This window comes from Blastocatellia bacterium, from assembly GCA_016713405.1.
Lineage (GTDB): Bacteria > Acidobacteriota > Blastocatellia > Chloracidobacteriales > JADJPF01 > JADJPF01.
This window is the reverse complement of sequence record JADJPF010000007.1, coordinates 39,885-55,840: the sequence shown is the minus strand read 5'-3', so window position 1 is coordinate 55,840 and position 15,956 is coordinate 39,885. Positions and strand designations below refer to the sequence as shown.

Genomic DNA, 15,956 nt, shown 5'->3' with positions numbered 1-15,956 from the left:
TTAGATTTACTAGTAAAAAAAGTTATTTCAAAACAATACTTTTTAGTTTCTAGCTAATTAATTAAAGTTAAAAAGGAAACTCTATGTATATTAAATTATTGTACTTATTTTTAGTTATTAATATTTTATTAAATTTTACTAGTTGTAAAGCCACTGTAAAATCACCTGATAAGATTTCTAGACTTTCAATGCTTGATAAACAAAAAGTGGATGACAAAGTAGAGTTTACTGTTTGGGTAAGCGAGGTTGGAGGGGATGAAAAACTAGGATTAGAACTTGTTAGTAGTGATGCAGCTAATAGCTATCCTATGGCAATTATTACACTTAAAGATGGTCAAAAAGCTCCTGAAAAAGAAAAACAACTTTGTATTCGTGGTCAAATTGCAAGACGTGATGAAGTATCAGGAAATATAATTTATCGTATCAAGGAAGGGGAAGTTATAGATTGTTACTAGTCTACTAGTTTGTTTAATTTTTTATGTTAAAATGTTTTCTCTACCCGTTTAACCATAATTTTTATTAAAAGTAATTTTAGGAGCAGGACTTATGAAACGCTTACTATTAATAACAACTATTATATTGCTAACATTTTCTACAATAATCAATTTATCTAATGTCAATGCTTTCTCACCTCAACTAAATAGAGACAGATTTTCTATTAACTTAGTTGAACCAGATGGTTTTTTAGGGCTACGTTTAGGTGGTAGTTTTCGTTATGCTGAAGATTTATTTGGTGAACCTAGTGTTGTACGTAATGGAAGTATAGAATGGCGTTTTACTAGTGCTGAATATGATCCATATGAAGGCTTAACCGTTCTAGGAACTAAAAAAAGCATTGATGGTTTTGTTGCTTATTTAAGACCTGGTCGGATTCAATTTAAGGAAATGGATTTATACCCTAAGCAAAATAAACTTGGGGCATTTAGTGCTTCACGTCAATATGTTGTAGGTAGTTATAAAGTTCGTTTAATAGTTGAAGGATTAGACTCAAATTATGTTCGTCGAATTATTATGCAGGCTGAGAAACAATAGCTAAGTTATAGTTTTCTTTGACTTTTCTAGCTAAAAGTGTTACAAGTGGCAAAAACTTATTTCTTAGGTTTAGAAAAATGACATCAGAAGATTTTAATAATATTTGTTGGCAATTGAAAACTGGGACTGAATTGGTACTAAAGCTAAATCATTATGAACATGGTGAAAAGCTAAATGGTTTATTTCTTAATTTTACAGAAGCTGGAAAATATCCTGGGATGATGTCTTTAATCACCAAAACAGGTTCTGTAGCTATCCTTTCTGATTGGATTCAAGAGCTTTATATAATTCCTAAAGGAATGCGGCCAGAAGATGTTATAGGCTAATTATTGATCTAAAAAACATCATTTAAGAATTTAGAAATTATATAAAATTAGCTTTTCTTATCCTCATATCTTATTCTAAATTAACATTTTATCTACTCTTTGGCAGGAAATACTTGTCCCGCTGGTCAAAATATTGTTATCATCCCCGTAAAAATTAATCCGTATTTTGCTAAATGGGGGTTTCTTTAATTATGAGTCGGGAGAGAGAAACATTAGAGCTAGACGTAGTGTTTGTTGGCGCAGGGCCTGCAAATTTAGCAGGGGCATACCATTTAAATAAATTAATCAAAGCTCATGATGAGGCAGCTGCACAAGGAAAGAAAAAAGGGCCTAAGCTTGGAGAAATAACTATAGGCGTTGTTGAAAAAGGACGCGAGATTGGCGCACATATTTTGTCAGGTGCAGTAATGGATCCAAAAGCATTAAAAGAATTAATGCCAGACTTTTTAGAACAAGGCGCGCCTGTAGAATCAGAAGTTACCTATGACAAAGTTTTGTTTTTAACCAAAAAAGGCAACTTTGCTCTTCCTATAACCCCACCACCACTAGTTAATCATGGCAACTACATAGTATCGTTAGGAAAAATTGCTCGTTGGCTAGGCAAAAAAGTAGAAGAAGCCGATGTCAATATTTTTACAGAAACTCCTGCATCAGAAATTTTATTTGATGGTGACAAAGTTATTGGTATACGCACCGGAGATAAAGGTATTGGCAAAGAAGGAAAAAAGAAAGGCAACTATGAACCCGGTGTAGATATTATTGCTAAAGTAACTGTTTTAGGTGAAGGTTCTCATGGTTCATTAACCAAAAAACTAAAACCAAGACTACAACTAGATAAAGACTCTAATCCTCAAGTTTATGCTATTGGAGTAAAAGAAATTTGGGAATTGCCTAAAGGTCGTGTACAAAGTGGACATGTTTACCACACTATGGGCTTTCCACTAGATAATTATACATATGGTGGTGGATGGGTTTACCATATGAAAGATGATTTATTAGATATTGGCCTAGTAGTAGGACTAGATTATAAAAATCCATTTTTAGACCCACACGCACAACTACAAAAATATAAAACACATCCTTACTTAAAAGCCTTGTTAGAAGGTGGAAAACTAGTTGCTTATGGAGCTAAAACTATTCCTGAAGGCGGATTATTTTGTTTTCCACAACTTTATGCTGATGGAGTCTTAATAGTAGGAGATTCAGCAGGATTTCTTAACTCTGCTCGCTTAAAAGGCATTCATTTAGCTATGAAATCTGGGATGCTAGCAGCAGAAACTATTTTTGAATCACTACTAGCAGATAATTTCTCAGCAGAGCAATTAAGTATTTATGATAAGAAGTTTAAGCAAAGCTGGGCATATGAAGAGCTTCATCATTCCCGTAATTTCCACCAAGCTTTTAAGGATGGCAATCTAGTAGCAATGCTACAATATGCTAAAACTACTTAATTTTGATAATCCACAACCAGAAAAACACAATTTTGATGGGAAATTAACTTTTGATAAGCTCACAAATGTTTATTACTCATCAACCAAACATGATGAAGACCAGCCTTGTCACTTAAAGATTTTAGAACCAAATATTTGTGTTGATCGCTGTGTAAAAGAATATGGTAATCCTTGCCAATATTTCTGTCCTGCTAAAGTTTATGAAATGACTGAAGAAGGTGATGGTAAAAAGAAATTACATATTAATTTTGCTAACTGTGTTCATTGTAAGACCTGTGACATTATGGATCCTTATCAAATTATTGATTGGGTGACACCTGAAGGTGGCGGTGGGCCAGCTATACAATTATGTAAGCTTATAAAACAAACTAAAATAGCCCAGATGATCTAGTAAATCTCTGGGCTATTTTAATTTATCTTAACAGAAAACACCTAGGTTATTTTCTACTCATCATGTATTGTACGTAATTTTAACACTTCAAAATGGCGCACTCCTTGAGGAGTTTTTACTTCTATCTCATCTCCTTCACGTTTTCCCATTAAGCTTTTACCTATTGGTGAAGTAGTAGAAATATATCCTTTAGTTAAGTCAGATTCTTCAGCAGTGACTAAACGATAAGTTACTTCTTCATCTTTATCTTGGTCTAATAATGTTAAAGTAGAACCATATGCAGCACGATCTTTAGGTAAAGCATCAATGTTAATTAAGGCTAACTCTGATAACCGCTTACGTAAAGCTCCTACACGCGCTTGCAGATATTCTTGTCTATCTCTAGCTGCTTTATATTCAGCATTTTCCCGTAAATCACCCAAAGCCGCAGCTTTTTGTAATTCCCTGGGTAGTTCTATTTTTAGTTCTGTTTCTAATACTTTTAACTCTTCTTCTAATTTCTTTTTAACATCTGCTGGCATAAACCCTCCAAAATATTATAAATATCATTCTTTGTGAGAGTAATGTACAAAGAAAAAACAGCTAGCTTATCAATAAAAGATGATAAAATACTGTTTGATTTTTAATTTAGTTGATTTTCACCTAACTAGCGACTAAAGCTATATCGGGAGGTTTATCAAAATAGTGCTATTGTTAGGCAATGATAAAATTATTAAAGTAGGGGGAAGTGGATATTTCCCCCTACATAAAAAACTATAATTTTAATTCATCAGGTATCGAATCAGGTTCTTTATACCAATCCGCATTGATTTTTAAGTATTTTTCTTCGTTTTTTGGTAAATCATCTTCACGAAAGATAGCTTGTGGAGGACAAGCAGGCTCGCAAGCCCCACAATCAATACATTCATCTGGATTAATAAAAAGCATTCGATATTTTTCAAACTCTGGTTCATCCTTGCGAGGATGAATACAATCAACCGGACAGGCTTCTACACATGCTGTATCTTTGGTATCAATGCATGGCGAAGCAATAACAAAAACTCCCATGATCCGCTCTCCTTATTTTCAGCACTTAATGCTTCGTCCTTTTGTTTAGCATTAAAATTGTTGAGTTATTTGCTTTTGTAGGAAGCAAATTGCACAGGCATTTTAACATATGTTAAAAAAAAGACTACAAATACCTGCATTTAGCCACCTATAGAAAAAGTTTATTAACCCTTGATTAAAATTAGTTACTAGCAACATTGCTAGTAGTAGTAATTGCAGATTTTTCTGTTGATAGTTTCTTAAATTCTGTTAGCACAATGTCTGGAGTAATTACTTCAGGCAAAATAACTGGGTCTTTTTCCTTTGGATTGTACAGCACATATAAAGGAACTCCACTACGACCAAATTTTTCTAACATTTGAGTAATATTTTCATCTCTAGAAGTCCAATCAGCTTTTACAGGAATAATTCCTTGTTTAACAATCTCGTCTTTTACTGCTTGGCTACTAAAGGTAACTTTTTCATTAACTTTACAGCTTAAACACCATGCAGCAGTAAAATCTAAAAATATTGGTTTACCTTGAGCGCGTAAATCATCAATTAATTTAGGAGAGAAAGCTTGCCAGGCAATGCCATCAGGGCTAGGAAGACCTTGGCTTTGTTGAGGGCTAACGGCTTCATTTTTTGCAGTAGAAATAGCAAAAGTTAGACTACTAGCAACTAAAATAAGCATAACAGCTTGAGCAATCCGACGAGTTCGATTAGCATTCATTAAGTTTCCCCAACGTCCTAAAACCCAAACACCTACACCCATTACTACAAAAGCAAGTAGTAATGTAACAACTACATCTACACCCGCTTGAAGACCTAAAACCCGAATTAACCAAACTACTGTAGCCATGAGTAAAAAGCCCATAAATTGTTTAAATGTTTCCATCCAAAGACCTGGTTTGGGAACGAATTTTAGAAGCGAAGGGATAGAAGCAAGGAGAACATAAGGAAAAGCCATCCCTATTCCAACCGCAGAGAAAATCAACATAGAAGCCCAAATAGGTTGAGTTATAGCAAAACCTAAGGCAGAACCCATAAAAGGCGCGGTGCAAGGTGTAGCAACTAAAGTAGCTAAAACTCCGCTAGCAAAAGAGCCAAAAAAACCAGATTTTCCCATAGCACCTTGACCAACACCCATTAAAGATGTGCCAACTTCAAAAACTCCAAAAAGGTTAAGTCCAAAAAGGAAAAATAATGTTGCTAAACAAACTAAAAATACTGGTGATTGAAGTTGAAAACCCCATCCTAATTTTTCACCTCCAGCACGTAGCAACATCAAGGATCCACCTAATACCCAAAAAGAAATTAATACACCTAGAGTAAAAACAACTCCATGTTGCCAAGTTTTACTTTTATCTTCTTCAGCTTGTTTAACAAAACCTAAAACTTTGATTGATAAAACTGGTAAGACACAAGGCATTAGATTAAGGATTAATCCACCTACAAATGAAAATACAACTGCTAACCAAATACTAGAAAGCTTATTTGGATTATTTGTAACAGTAGTCATATTATTGCTACTGCTATCAGTGCTACTAATATTACCTAGTACAGCAATATCTCCTGCAACTGCAACATTAATAGATACAGCTTTTTCCTTACCACCTGTTTTCCAAGAAGTAGAAGAAACCAGTACCCCTTTTAATTCTTTAGGAACTTCTGTAATTTCTGGTGCGCGTTTAATGGTTAAGGTATAGTCATTACCTGTTTTTTGTAAATTTTGACTTCCAGCGTTTTGAATTACCTCTCCTTCAAGTGGAAAAAATGCTAACTTAGTTATTTCATCCTTAAAATTTACTGGTGGAACAACTTTAATTAAGATTTCATCTTTGTTAGTAGCCGCGCTAAACTGCCATTCATTAGAAGTTATTGGGTGTTTAGTTCGAGTATCAGCAAAGGCTTGTGACCATTTAGTATTTAGTTTTGGGGGTTCATTTTTGACAGGTAAGCTTAATTCTACTTTTGCTCCAGCAGGTAAGCATAATTCTTTACAAATCAACCATTTAGAATTGCCAACTAATTTAACATTACTTCCAGAGATGGTTGAAGGAGGGGTAATTTTTACAAGTAAAAAAACTTCCCCATCATAACCAAAACTTGTAAGAGGTGGGACATCTATTCTTTCTGGATAGGGCCATAGAATAGGATCTGCTGAAAAACCTGTTGGTAGTTCCCATTTAATTGAAGTTGCTAACCCTGAATCGCCAGGGTTTTGCCAGTAAGTATGCCAATGCTCTTCAGCTTTTAAGCGTAGAGCTACCCAAAAAGGTTGTCCTGGTTGAATGGATTCTACTTCTGACACTAATTCAGCTTCAGAATGCTGAGATTGTTGTACTTGTGCTAAAACTGGTAGAGAAAAAGCTGTAAAAAGTAGGCTTAAGATTAATATGGTTTGACAAAAAAAATAACTAAACAATTTAGAACTGAATTTTTTCATAAATTAAACCTTACATAAGTAAAACTTTTGTTAATGGTTGAGATGCTACTTTAACGAACTAAATCAATTAAATTACCAAAATTTCTCCCTAAAAATTATAAAAGTATAATTAATTTCAATCTATTCCAAATAGCTTTAATTTAGCAACTAAATCACTTTGAAAAACAATAAATTAAGTATAATCTTTGGGTAGAGTTTACAAAATGTTTAAGGCAAAAATATATGGCAAAAGAAAAAGCTGAAATACAAGAAAGGGTTATGCTTTCTAAAAGTGAAGAATTAAAAGCTTTGTTAGAAGAACATCGCGGTGAACGGCACATAATTGCAATACAAAATTTTCCTGACCCTGATGCGATTTCTGGTGCTATTGCTCATCAAATGATTTCGGCAGAATTTGGTATTACTACAGATATTGTTTATGATGGGCTAATTTCTCATCAAGAAAATTTAGCACTAGTAAGACTCCTAGATATTGATTTAACTCGCTACCATACTCACATGGATTTATCAGTTTATAAGCACTCAGTATTTATTGACAATCAAGGCACTACAACAACTCTTACTAGTAAATTACGTGATATTGGAATCAAGCCGCTAATTATTGTTGATCACCATGAAAAACAAGCAGTTATTGAAGCTAAATTTACTGATATTCGTAAAATTAATGCTACAGCTACAATTTATACAGAATATATAAAAGATAAATTACTTAATTTAGATAAATCTAATCCTCAACATATTAAACTAGCAACAGCCCTAATGCATGGTTTACGTAGTGAAACAGCAGGATTGATTAGGGCAAAAGAAAAAGATTTTCTTGCTGCTGCTTTCTTAAGTAATTATGTGGAGCAATCTATATTGTCAGAAATTTTAAGTGTCAAACGCTCTCGCAGAGTTATTGATGTTATTCGAGCCGCTCTAGAAAACCGGATGATAAGACATAACTTTTCAATTGCTGGAATTGGATTTTTACGCTATGAAGATAGAGATGCAATTCCACAAACCGCAGACTTTCTATTAACAGAAGAAAATATTCACACAGCCGTAGTTTATGGAATTGTTGGAAAAGATGGGGAAAGAGAAGTAATTATTGGTAGTCTTCGGACATCTAAAGTTACATTAAATCCAGATACATTCTTAAAAAACGCTTTTGGTAAAGATTGGCAAGGAAATTACTATGGCGGCGGAAAATATGAAGCAGGTGGGTTTGAAATCCCCATAGGCTTTCTTTCAGGTAACTTTGATGAAGATTTTATGAAAATGAAGTGGAAAGTTTATGACTCTCAAGTTAAACGCTGTATTTTTGAAGAAATTGGTGTTGAAAAAATAGATCAAGTGGATGAATAAAAATAGTTTTTAGGGGGACATTATGTCATTAAGCTGTAGACAATGTGGACTAATTGGAAGTGTAGTAGATACAATTTGCTCAAGTTGTGGAGCAGTATTAACTAATGGTTCAATGCCGGCTATTAATGATTTTAATTCTTTCAGTGCCTCTAATTTTTACCAAAATAACCCATCTGCACAACAAAACTATAGACAGGAAAATAGAGAGCAACCATGGCAAAATTACCCACAACAAAACGAAGTTTTTCACCAACATCCACAACAAAATAATTTGCCTTGGCAAAACCATCCTCATCAACAGCCTATTTATCAACAGCCTATTTATCAACAACCTATTTACCAACAGCCTATTTATCAACAACCTATTAGTTATCCTAATTACCCTCAACAAAGTTATTTACCTCCTCCTCAACCAGGACTTTCAGAACATTGGCAAAATAACCAAAATAACCAAAATAATCCAGGACAACAAGTATTTGTAATTAATAATGTTCATCCTGCTAATATTTATCAGGAAAAGAAAAACCCCGCTGTGTCGCTGCTACTAAGTGTTTTATTAACAGGTGCAGGACAAGTTTATAATGGTCAAATAGTTAAAGGCTTACTAATGTTAGGCTCTTGTATTGTGCTATGGGGTTTTCTATTAGGTTGGATAATCTCCATCTGGTCAGTTTATGATGCTTATACAACAGCTAAAAAAATCAATGTTGGACAACCAGTATAACTAATGGCAAGTATTTAATTTAGTGAAATAAAACGGCAAGTAATCCTAAAACAGGATATATCAAGCTAATATGATAGCTAAAGTAAATTTTACAGCAGCAATATTACTTAATCAAAGTACCAGTTCTATTCCATCTAATACGAGTAAATAGATCATTTAATAAATTGCCTGAAGTGGTGCTTCCTTCTTCATCTTTAGCTAAATTAACAGAATAATAAACAATCCATGCACGTCCAACTATATAGTTTCTTGGAACAGTACCCCAATATCTACTATCTTGACTATTATCTCGATTATCTCCCATCGCAAAATAATGGTCGGGTGGGATTTGAAATGGTGCGCCAACAGCAAATTTTTGTCCTGCTGAAACTTTTTCTATATCTGGCTCTACTTCATTCTCATCACTTGAGTAATATACCTTATAAGCAGAGTCTGGTTTAGGCTCATCTTGTCCAAGAATTTCTAATGGAGCATTAGAATCATCAAAGGGTTGCTTAGCTAAAACAAACTGTTCTGGCAGTTCTTTACCATTAATAAAAACGCTATTGCCTTTTATTTCAATAGTTTCTCCAGGTAAACCTATAACACGTTTAACATAATTTGTAGCTGGATCATTAGGGTACTTAAAAACTATTACATCCCCTCGTTTAATTTGACGATGTGGAGTAAATTTATCCAACATTAAACCATCTTGACCAAAAACAAATTTATTTACTAGTAAGTGATCTCCTACTAAAATTGTATTAAGCATTGATCCAGTAGGCACTTTTACGGCCTGTACAATAAAAGTCATGCCAAACAGAGCCATAATGACTGTAACAAGTAGCGATTCAAAAGTATCTCGAAAAAATCCTTTTTTTATTGCATTTTGGGAAGAATTTTCATCTTTAGGAGTGGTAGTTATTGGTTGGGTTTGTGGTTCTAATGGTTTTTCTTCCACAGTTGACATTGTTTTAATCCTTATATTTATTAATTAATTAGTTTAATAAGTTTTAATTTAGTTAATGCTTCTCGTGCTGCTTGTTGATGTGCAGCTTTTATTGCAGGCCCTGTTCCTTTAGCAACACATTCCTGACCAAGACGAAGTTCTATTTGAAATATTCTTTCATGCTCAGGGCCAAATGTATCGACGACAACGTATTCCGGGCCAGGTAAGTTCATTGCTTGTAAGTATTCTTGCAAAGCAGATTTATAATCGGTTGCTGAAAGATCGTCAATATCTAGTTTCTTTAAGTCATGATAAAGCTCTCTACGAACAAAACTATTAGCAGCCGTTAAACCACCATCTAAAAAAATAGCTGCAATAATAGCTTCATAAGCATCAGCTAAAAGAGTTCTCTTAAAACGTCCGCCTGTTTTTTCTTCACCTCGGTTTAGGCGTAAAAATTGACCTAGCCCTAAAGCTTCGGCTCGACGTGCTAAAGTACGTGAACTTACTAAATAAGCCTTGATTTTTGATAATCTACCTTCATCTAATTGTGGAAACTGCTCAAAAATCCAAAAGCTAACAATAAAACCTAATACAGAATCTCCTAGAAATTCCAAAGCTTCATTATGTTTAGCATCTTCTGTTGAGTGTTCATTAGCATATGAACGGTGAGTAAGCGCACGTTCTAAAATCTCAGGACTGTTAAATTCATAAGCAACGCGCTTTTCTAGTTCTGTTAAACTAGTAAGTTTACTTTTTTTTTCCATTAAGCAAGATAACAAAAGGCAAAATATTTGATTAAGTTTTAACTATTATTAGCTTACTTTGGACAAAAAACCAAGTGCTTATTTGCAGTTAAGACAAAAAAACCAGCATCATTAAAATGCTGGTTTTTTACTTGCACAATAATAGTTACTAAATTAATTTGATGGAGCAGCAGTAGATGCAGGACACTCTGATTTAAACTTTGCTAAAAAGTCTTGTAACCCGTCTGTTGATTGTTCATGACGGAATTTCCAGAAGTTTTCTGTTGAGCCACTAACAGCCGTACGTAATTTCTCATAAGGAGCTTTGCCTTCTGAAACTGCTAACATTCTGCCATAAGTATCTAAAATTTCGTCAACCACAACATTGATTTTTTCTAAAGCTGCTTTACCTTCATCACCAGTTTTTTGTTCATCAGTTAATGCGTCATATGTTTTACTTAATTCATTATAGGTAGCAAGTTTAATTTCACCTATAAGGTAATGAGTAACTGGATCAGAGCAATCTTGTGTAGCAGACTCTTTAAACATATTTAGTGCATCTGCATCGTTTTTAGCTGCTTTCCAAGCAAAAATACCTAAAGTTTGGTATAAGCTTCCTAAAATTACAGGCTTTTTCTTAGCCCATTCTTCGTCTTTAACACCTTGAGGTTTTTTATCAGCTTTAATTAAGTCAATAGTTTTTTTCAAAGCAGCACCACCTTTTTCAGCATAGGTAGTATCATATTTTTTTGCAAAACGCGCGATGGGATCAGACAAGGCTAATAAGTAGTTTAACTCTAGGTCTGGTAGATCTGTAGATACTTCATTTACGACCTTAAACGCTCCTTCCATATTTTCTGAGCCTGCAGGAGCCATACAAGCTTGAAAATTTTCTCCATGAGATTTTATTATTAATTGCTTAAAATAAACAACATATTGGCTTTTTGGATAAAGTTGTAGTGCTTCTTTGACCATAGAGAGTCGCTTATTGGGGTCTTTTTCTGTATTAGCAGCATTGTAAGCGTCATAAGCCTTTTTTTCGCTAGCTGCATCTGGCTTATCACCTTGTTCTTGAATATTTGTTAAAGAGCTAAAAATATTAGTTTTTGCGAAGGTAATAGTTGGATATAAAGATACTGAACCCACCAAACAGGCAGTTGCTAGTAGGGCGTTTAACTTCTTCATTGAAATTTTCTCCTCCTAAGACTAAACTCGGCTTTTAAGTAAAATAAAATTTTTGGATTAAATAAAGTTTTGCCTGAAGCATAAATTACTAGTATTTGATAAGTAGATAGCAAGAATAAATATAGTTCTTAAAAACACTTGGTTTGATAAAGAATTTTAATTTTCAGTTGCTTGGAAAATTGCTAACTGTAAAAAATACTAGCAATAGATTTTTAATTTGAGAATTTTCCATAGTTTACATCATTAGCTTATTTTGTCAAGTTTCTGTATTTATTTGATAAGCCTGTATTAATAGCCAGGTGAATTAGTAAAAAGATGTATATTATTATAAAATATACGTTTATCTTTACAACTAACTAAATTTAGGAGGATAAAATTTTATGTCTGGCGAAGTAGTTTTTGTTGGTATTGCCCCACATCCCCCGCTACTTGTACCAGCAATAGGAAAAGAAAAAATTGCTCAAGTGCAAGATTCTGTTAATGCCTTAAATAAATTTGCTAGCCAAATTATAAGAACAAATCCTGATACTGTAGTAATTATTTCTCCCCATTCTCCAGCAACTTCTGAAGCTTTTGGAGCTTTTAGTAACAAAACCTTAATAGGTGATTTCCATCAATTTGGTTGTAAACAAGTTTCTTTAAGCTTCCCTAATGACTTAGAGCTTTTAGCTGAGTTAGATAAGACTACAAAAGAAAACCAAATTCCTTTTAACCCATTTTTTAATGAGTATTTACTAGATCATTGTGTACTTGTACCAATGTATTATTTATGGCAAGCTGGATGGCAAGGACAAGTTTTAGCATTAAGTTTTTCTGCTCTTTCTATAGAATCACATATCCAATTTGGAGAAGCTTGCCAGCAGGCAGCTAAAAGCTTAGGACGCAAAATTGCTTTTGTTGCAAGTGCTGACCTTAGCCATTATTTATCATTAAACGGGCCTTATCATTTTGAACCTGTAGCACACTTATTTGATAAACAAATCTGTGAAGCTATTAAGCAAAAAAACTTATCATCAATTATTAATGTTGATCAAAATTTACGTCATAAGGCTGGTGAATGCGGCTATCGTTCTATTTTAGTTGCAATTGGTGTGGCAGGAAAAGAAAATCTTTCAACAAAACTACTTGCCTATGAATGTCCCTTTGGTGTTGGTTATATGACAGCAATCCTTAAGGAGAAAATTACTTAATGTCTAGTCTAAATGCTACAGCAATCACACCTATTTTTTTAGCTAAAATGTCACTAGAATCATATTTAAAAAATCAGATTAGAGTAAAGGCACCTGATAATTTACCTAATTATTTGCAACTTAAAGCAGGTTGTTTTGTCTCATTAAAAACAAAGCAAGGTGACTTACGCGGATGTATCGGAACCTTATTTCCAGTATGCAATAATGTGGCTGAAGAAATTATTCGTAATGCAGTAGAAGCAGCAACACAAGATTATCGTTTTAAGCCTGTTACTTTAGAAGAATTAGATAATTTAACTTATTCTGTTGATATTTTATCGCCTTTAGAACCTATTGAAGACCTAAGAGGTCATGATGTACAAATTTATGGTTTGTTAATAGAAGCAATAGGCGGTAAAAGAGCCGTTTTGCTCCCAGCATTACCAGGCATTGATACAACAGAAGCCCAATTAATAGCCCTACATCATAAAGCTGGAATTTCAGCAGATACGCCAGTAAAAATGAGTCGATTTTCTGTTGATCGTTATGGCGATAAATAAAACTCAAGTAAACAAAATATGGAGTCAAAAGGGCTTGACTCGCTTCTACCCTTTTGTTAGCTTCTTATGTCCATAAGTTTTAGTAACAACAGACAATTAAATAATATAAATTATCCTACCTTTTATAAAAATTTAGAGGAGAGCTTACATGTCCTTTGAAGCACTTGGAATGATTGAAACTAAAGGTTTTGTTGGTGCAGTAGAAGCATCTGATGCAATGGTTAAGGCTGCTAATGTAGTATTAATTGGTAAAGAATATATTTGGGCTGGCTATGTAACAGTATTTGTGCGCGGTGATGTTGGAGCAGTAAAAGCTGCAACAGATGCAGGAGCAGCAGCAGCAAGACGAGTAGGCGAATTAATTAGTGTACACGTAATTCCCCGCCCACATTCAGAGTTAGAGCGAGTTTTATCTGACAATGGAATGAGTTTAGAAAAAGCTCTCCCTCCAGCAGATAAAAAAGCCCTACCTTCTGGAAAAGAAGATAATAAAAAATAGTAAAACCTAATAGCTAAATTTTATTTTATCGCTGTGGAGGAATGATGTCTGTCGATAAATATTTGACCTCAGTACAACAAGCACGTGATTTAGTAACGGCTGCTCATTCAGCACAAAAAATTTTTGCTGCCTTTAGCCAAGAACGTGTTGATGAAATTGTTCAGGCTGCTGCCCTAGCAGCTTTAGCAGACAAAGACCGTTTAGGCCAATTAGCCAATCAAGAAACTGGTTATGGTGTGGCAAAAGATAAGGCAGAAAAAAATCGCTTTGCGGCTGAAGATGTTCATAACTTTTTCCGTAACCTAAAAACGGTTGGCGTTGTCTCTGAAACAGATAATTTAATTGAAGTTGCTGACCCACGTGGTGTAGTAGCAGCAATCATTCCTTCCACAAATCCCACATCTACCGCAATTTTTAAGATCTTAATCTCTCTAAAATCAAGAAATGGGGTGGTTTTAAGCCCTCATCCATCTGCTGTACAATGTATTAGTGAAACTACTCAGATAATGCGTAGTGCTGCGCAAAAAGCTGGCGCACCGGCTGGTTTAATAGGTTGTTTAACAGTTTCTACCCTACAAGGAACTGAAGAACTAATGAAACACAAATTAACATCTGTAATTTTAGCTACAGGTGGAATTGGTCTAGTAAAAGCTGCTTATAGTTCTGGAAAACCCGCTTTTGGTGTTGGCCCTGGTAATGTTCCTGTTTTAATAGAAGCTTCTGCAAATATTGAAAAAGCTGTTGCTGATATACTAACAGGTAAAACTTTTGATTATGGAACAATTTGCGCCTCTGAACAGGCTGTAGTAGTAGAAAATAGCATTAATAAACAAGTGCGCCATGCCTTTATTTCTCAAGGTGCTTATTTTTGCAATGAAACCGAGAAAGCAAAACTAGAAAAAATAGTTGTACTTCCAACCAGAGGACTTAATCCTAAAATTGTTGGTAAATCACCTCAAGTAATTGCTGAAATGGCAGGGTTTTCCGTGCCAGCAGATATTAGAGTTTTGATGGTAGATCTTCAAGGTGTTGGACGTGATCATCCGCTTTCAATGGAAAAACTTTCTCCCATACTAGCTTATTACACGGTTTCTAGCTGGCAAGAAGGTAGTAATTTATGTGAGCAAATTCTACGTTTTGGCGGCATGGGGCATACAATCGGAATACATTCACAGAACCGCGATATCATTCGTCAATTTGCTTTACAACAACCAGCATCAAGAATAATTGTTAATTCTCCTACAACACATGGGGCAATAGGTTTAACTACAGGTCTTGCTCCAAGTATGACTTTAGGCTGTGGCAGTTGGGGAGGTAATGTTACTTCAGATAATATTTCTCCATTGCATTTAATGGATATTAAGCGTGTAGCTTTTGAAACGCGCTCTATAAATCAAAAACAAATGCCTTCAGTCACTAAGTCTAATATTTTCAATCCTGATTTAACTAAAAGTATTGTTGCCCAAGTAGTAGAACAAACTTTAACACGCAATGCAATGCTGCAAGCTACCGCAAAACAAGCTAAATCAGAGTCTAAGCAAGATAACCCAACCCCTAGCAATACTATAAGTAAAACTGAAAATAAAGATTCTTCTCTTAGTGATACAGCCGTAAGTAAAATAGTAGATGAATTTTTAGCTGAACGTAAAAAATCTGGTCGTTTAAAAGCTAAAGAAGAAAAACCATTGCCTAAAGTTGATACTGCAATATTGGAACAAATAGTTGCATTAAAAGTTGCAGAAATCAAAAAAGAGAATAAAGAAATTGCTAAAAGTGAAATAGAAAGTAAAGAAGGCAAAGAAAGTAAAGACCAAAAAGTAGAAAGTTCTGTTGCTAGCCCATCGGCAAAAGTAACCGATTTTGCTCCTACGCCCACAACTACAGAAACCAAACCTAGCCCATGCCCACAGGATTTTGTTTGCGAAGATGATGTAAGACGAGCTTTAGAAGGAAAACAAAAAATTTATATTAGCAAAAAAACTATTATTACTCCTTCTGCTCGTGATTTAGGCGAATCTAATGAGATTTTTGCCCCAATAAATTAAATTATTATTAAAAATTCTTCAAAAAAGCTAAGTTTATTAATTTTTCATAAGCTTTTTAAGTAAAATCTTGTTTGCCCC

15 protein-coding genes and 1 pseudogene are annotated in these 15,956 nt (G+C 34.3%); 10 read left to right on the top strand and 6 right to left on the bottom strand.

Features of this window, described 5'->3' with window-relative positions; translation table 11 throughout:
* Nucleotides 1-83 precede the first annotated feature (83 nt).
* From IPK14_10650 to IPK14_10635, 4 genes and pseudogenes are all read left to right on the top strand, one after another.
* On the top strand, nt 84-455 hold the full coding sequence (locus tag IPK14_10650) for a hypothetical protein (GenBank protein MBK7993850.1): 372 nt from the start codon (nt 84-86) through the stop codon (nt 453-455).
* A 91-nt stretch (nt 456-546) separates the two neighbouring features.
* Nucleotides 547-1,032, top strand: a complete 486-nt coding sequence (locus tag IPK14_10645; GenBank protein ID MBK7993849.1) for a hypothetical protein — start codon at nt 547-549, stop codon at nt 1,030-1,032.
* A gap of 77 nt (nt 1,033-1,109) precedes the next feature.
* Nucleotides 1,110-1,358 (top strand): hypothetical protein, encoded by a 249-nt coding sequence (locus tag IPK14_10640; protein ID MBK7993848.1) that lies wholly within the window; start codon nt 1,110-1,112, stop codon nt 1,356-1,358.
* Nucleotides 1,359-1,549: 191 nt separating this feature from the next.
* A pseudogene (locus IPK14_10635) lies at nt 1,550-3,200 on the top strand (electron transfer flavoprotein-ubiquinone oxidoreductase).
* Nucleotides 3,201-3,253: 53 nt separating this feature from the next.
* Here IPK14_10635 and IPK14_10630 read toward each other — a convergent pair.
* From IPK14_10630 to IPK14_10620, 3 genes are all read right to left on the bottom strand, one after another.
* Complete coding sequence (locus tag IPK14_10630; protein ID MBK7993847.1) at nt 3,254-3,721, bottom strand: transcription elongation factor GreA; 468 nt, start codon at nt 3,719-3,721, stop codon at nt 3,254-3,256.
* 232 nt (nt 3,722-3,953) lie between these two features.
* Nucleotides 3,954-4,247: a ferredoxin family protein gene (locus tag IPK14_10625; GenBank protein ID MBK7993846.1), complete on the bottom strand. Its 294-nt coding sequence runs from the start codon at nt 4,245-4,247 to the stop codon at nt 3,954-3,956.
* 181 nt (nt 4,248-4,428) lie between these two features.
* Nucleotides 4,429-6,675 carry a thioredoxin family protein gene (locus IPK14_10620; protein MBK7993845.1) on the bottom strand — a complete coding sequence of 749 codons (2,247 nt, stop codon included), beginning with the start codon at nt 6,673-6,675 and terminating at the stop codon, nt 4,429-4,431.
* A 222-nt stretch (nt 6,676-6,897) separates the two neighbouring features.
* Between IPK14_10620 and IPK14_10615 the strand changes: the two genes are divergently transcribed.
* Nucleotides 6,898-8,022 carry a bifunctional oligoribonuclease/PAP phosphatase NrnA gene (locus IPK14_10615; GenBank protein MBK7993844.1) on the top strand — a complete coding sequence of 375 codons (1,125 nt, stop codon included), beginning with the start codon at nt 6,898-6,900 and terminating at the stop codon, nt 8,020-8,022.
* 505 nt (nt 8,023-8,527) lie between these two features.
* Nucleotides 8,528-8,746 carry a hypothetical protein gene (locus IPK14_10610; protein ID MBK7993843.1) on the top strand — a complete coding sequence of 73 codons (219 nt, stop codon included), beginning with the start codon at nt 8,528-8,530 and terminating at the stop codon, nt 8,744-8,746.
* A gap of 103 nt (nt 8,747-8,849) precedes the next feature.
* Here the strand turns inward: IPK14_10610 and lepB are convergent, their stop codons facing one another.
* From lepB to IPK14_10595, 3 genes are all read right to left on the bottom strand, one after another.
* Nucleotides 8,850-9,695, bottom strand: a complete 846-nt coding sequence (gene lepB / locus IPK14_10605; protein MBK7993842.1) for a signal peptidase I — start codon at nt 9,693-9,695, stop codon at nt 8,850-8,852.
* 20 nt (nt 9,696-9,715) lie between these two features.
* Nucleotides 9,716-10,441 carry a ribonuclease III gene (gene rnc / locus IPK14_10600; GenBank protein ID MBK7993841.1) on the bottom strand — a complete coding sequence of 242 codons (726 nt, stop codon included), beginning with the start codon at nt 10,439-10,441 and terminating at the stop codon, nt 9,716-9,718.
* 153 nt (nt 10,442-10,594) lie between these two features.
* Complete coding sequence (locus IPK14_10595) at nt 10,595-11,605, bottom strand: hypothetical protein (GenBank protein ID MBK7993840.1); 1,011 nt, start codon at nt 11,603-11,605, stop codon at nt 10,595-10,597.
* 380 nt (nt 11,606-11,985) lie between these two features.
* Here IPK14_10595 and amrB point away from each other — a divergent pair, with 380 nt between their 5' ends.
* The 4 genes from amrB to IPK14_10575 all read left to right on the top strand — a co-directional run bounded on the left by amrB (nt 11,986) and on the right by IPK14_10575 (nt 15,878).
* The gene (gene amrB / locus IPK14_10590; GenBank protein ID MBK7993839.1) at nt 11,986-12,795 is read left to right on the top strand and encodes an AmmeMemoRadiSam system protein B; all 810 of its coding nucleotides are present in this window, start codon (nt 11,986-11,988) and stop codon (nt 12,793-12,795) included.
* Nucleotides 12,795-13,334, top strand: a complete 540-nt coding sequence (gene amrA, locus IPK14_10585; GenBank protein MBK7993838.1) for an AmmeMemoRadiSam system protein A — start codon at nt 12,795-12,797, stop codon at nt 13,332-13,334. The genes amrB and amrA overlap by 1 nt, the downstream gene beginning before the upstream one ends.
* A gap of 148 nt (nt 13,335-13,482) precedes the next feature.
* Complete coding sequence (locus IPK14_10580) at nt 13,483-13,833, top strand: BMC domain-containing protein (protein ID MBK7993837.1); 351 nt, start codon at nt 13,483-13,485, stop codon at nt 13,831-13,833.
* A gap of 44 nt (nt 13,834-13,877) precedes the next feature.
* Entirely contained in the window at nt 13,878-15,878 is a 2,001-nt protein-coding gene (locus IPK14_10575) for an aldehyde dehydrogenase family protein (protein MBK7993836.1), read from the top strand.
* Nucleotides 15,879-15,956: the final 78 nt, after the last annotated feature.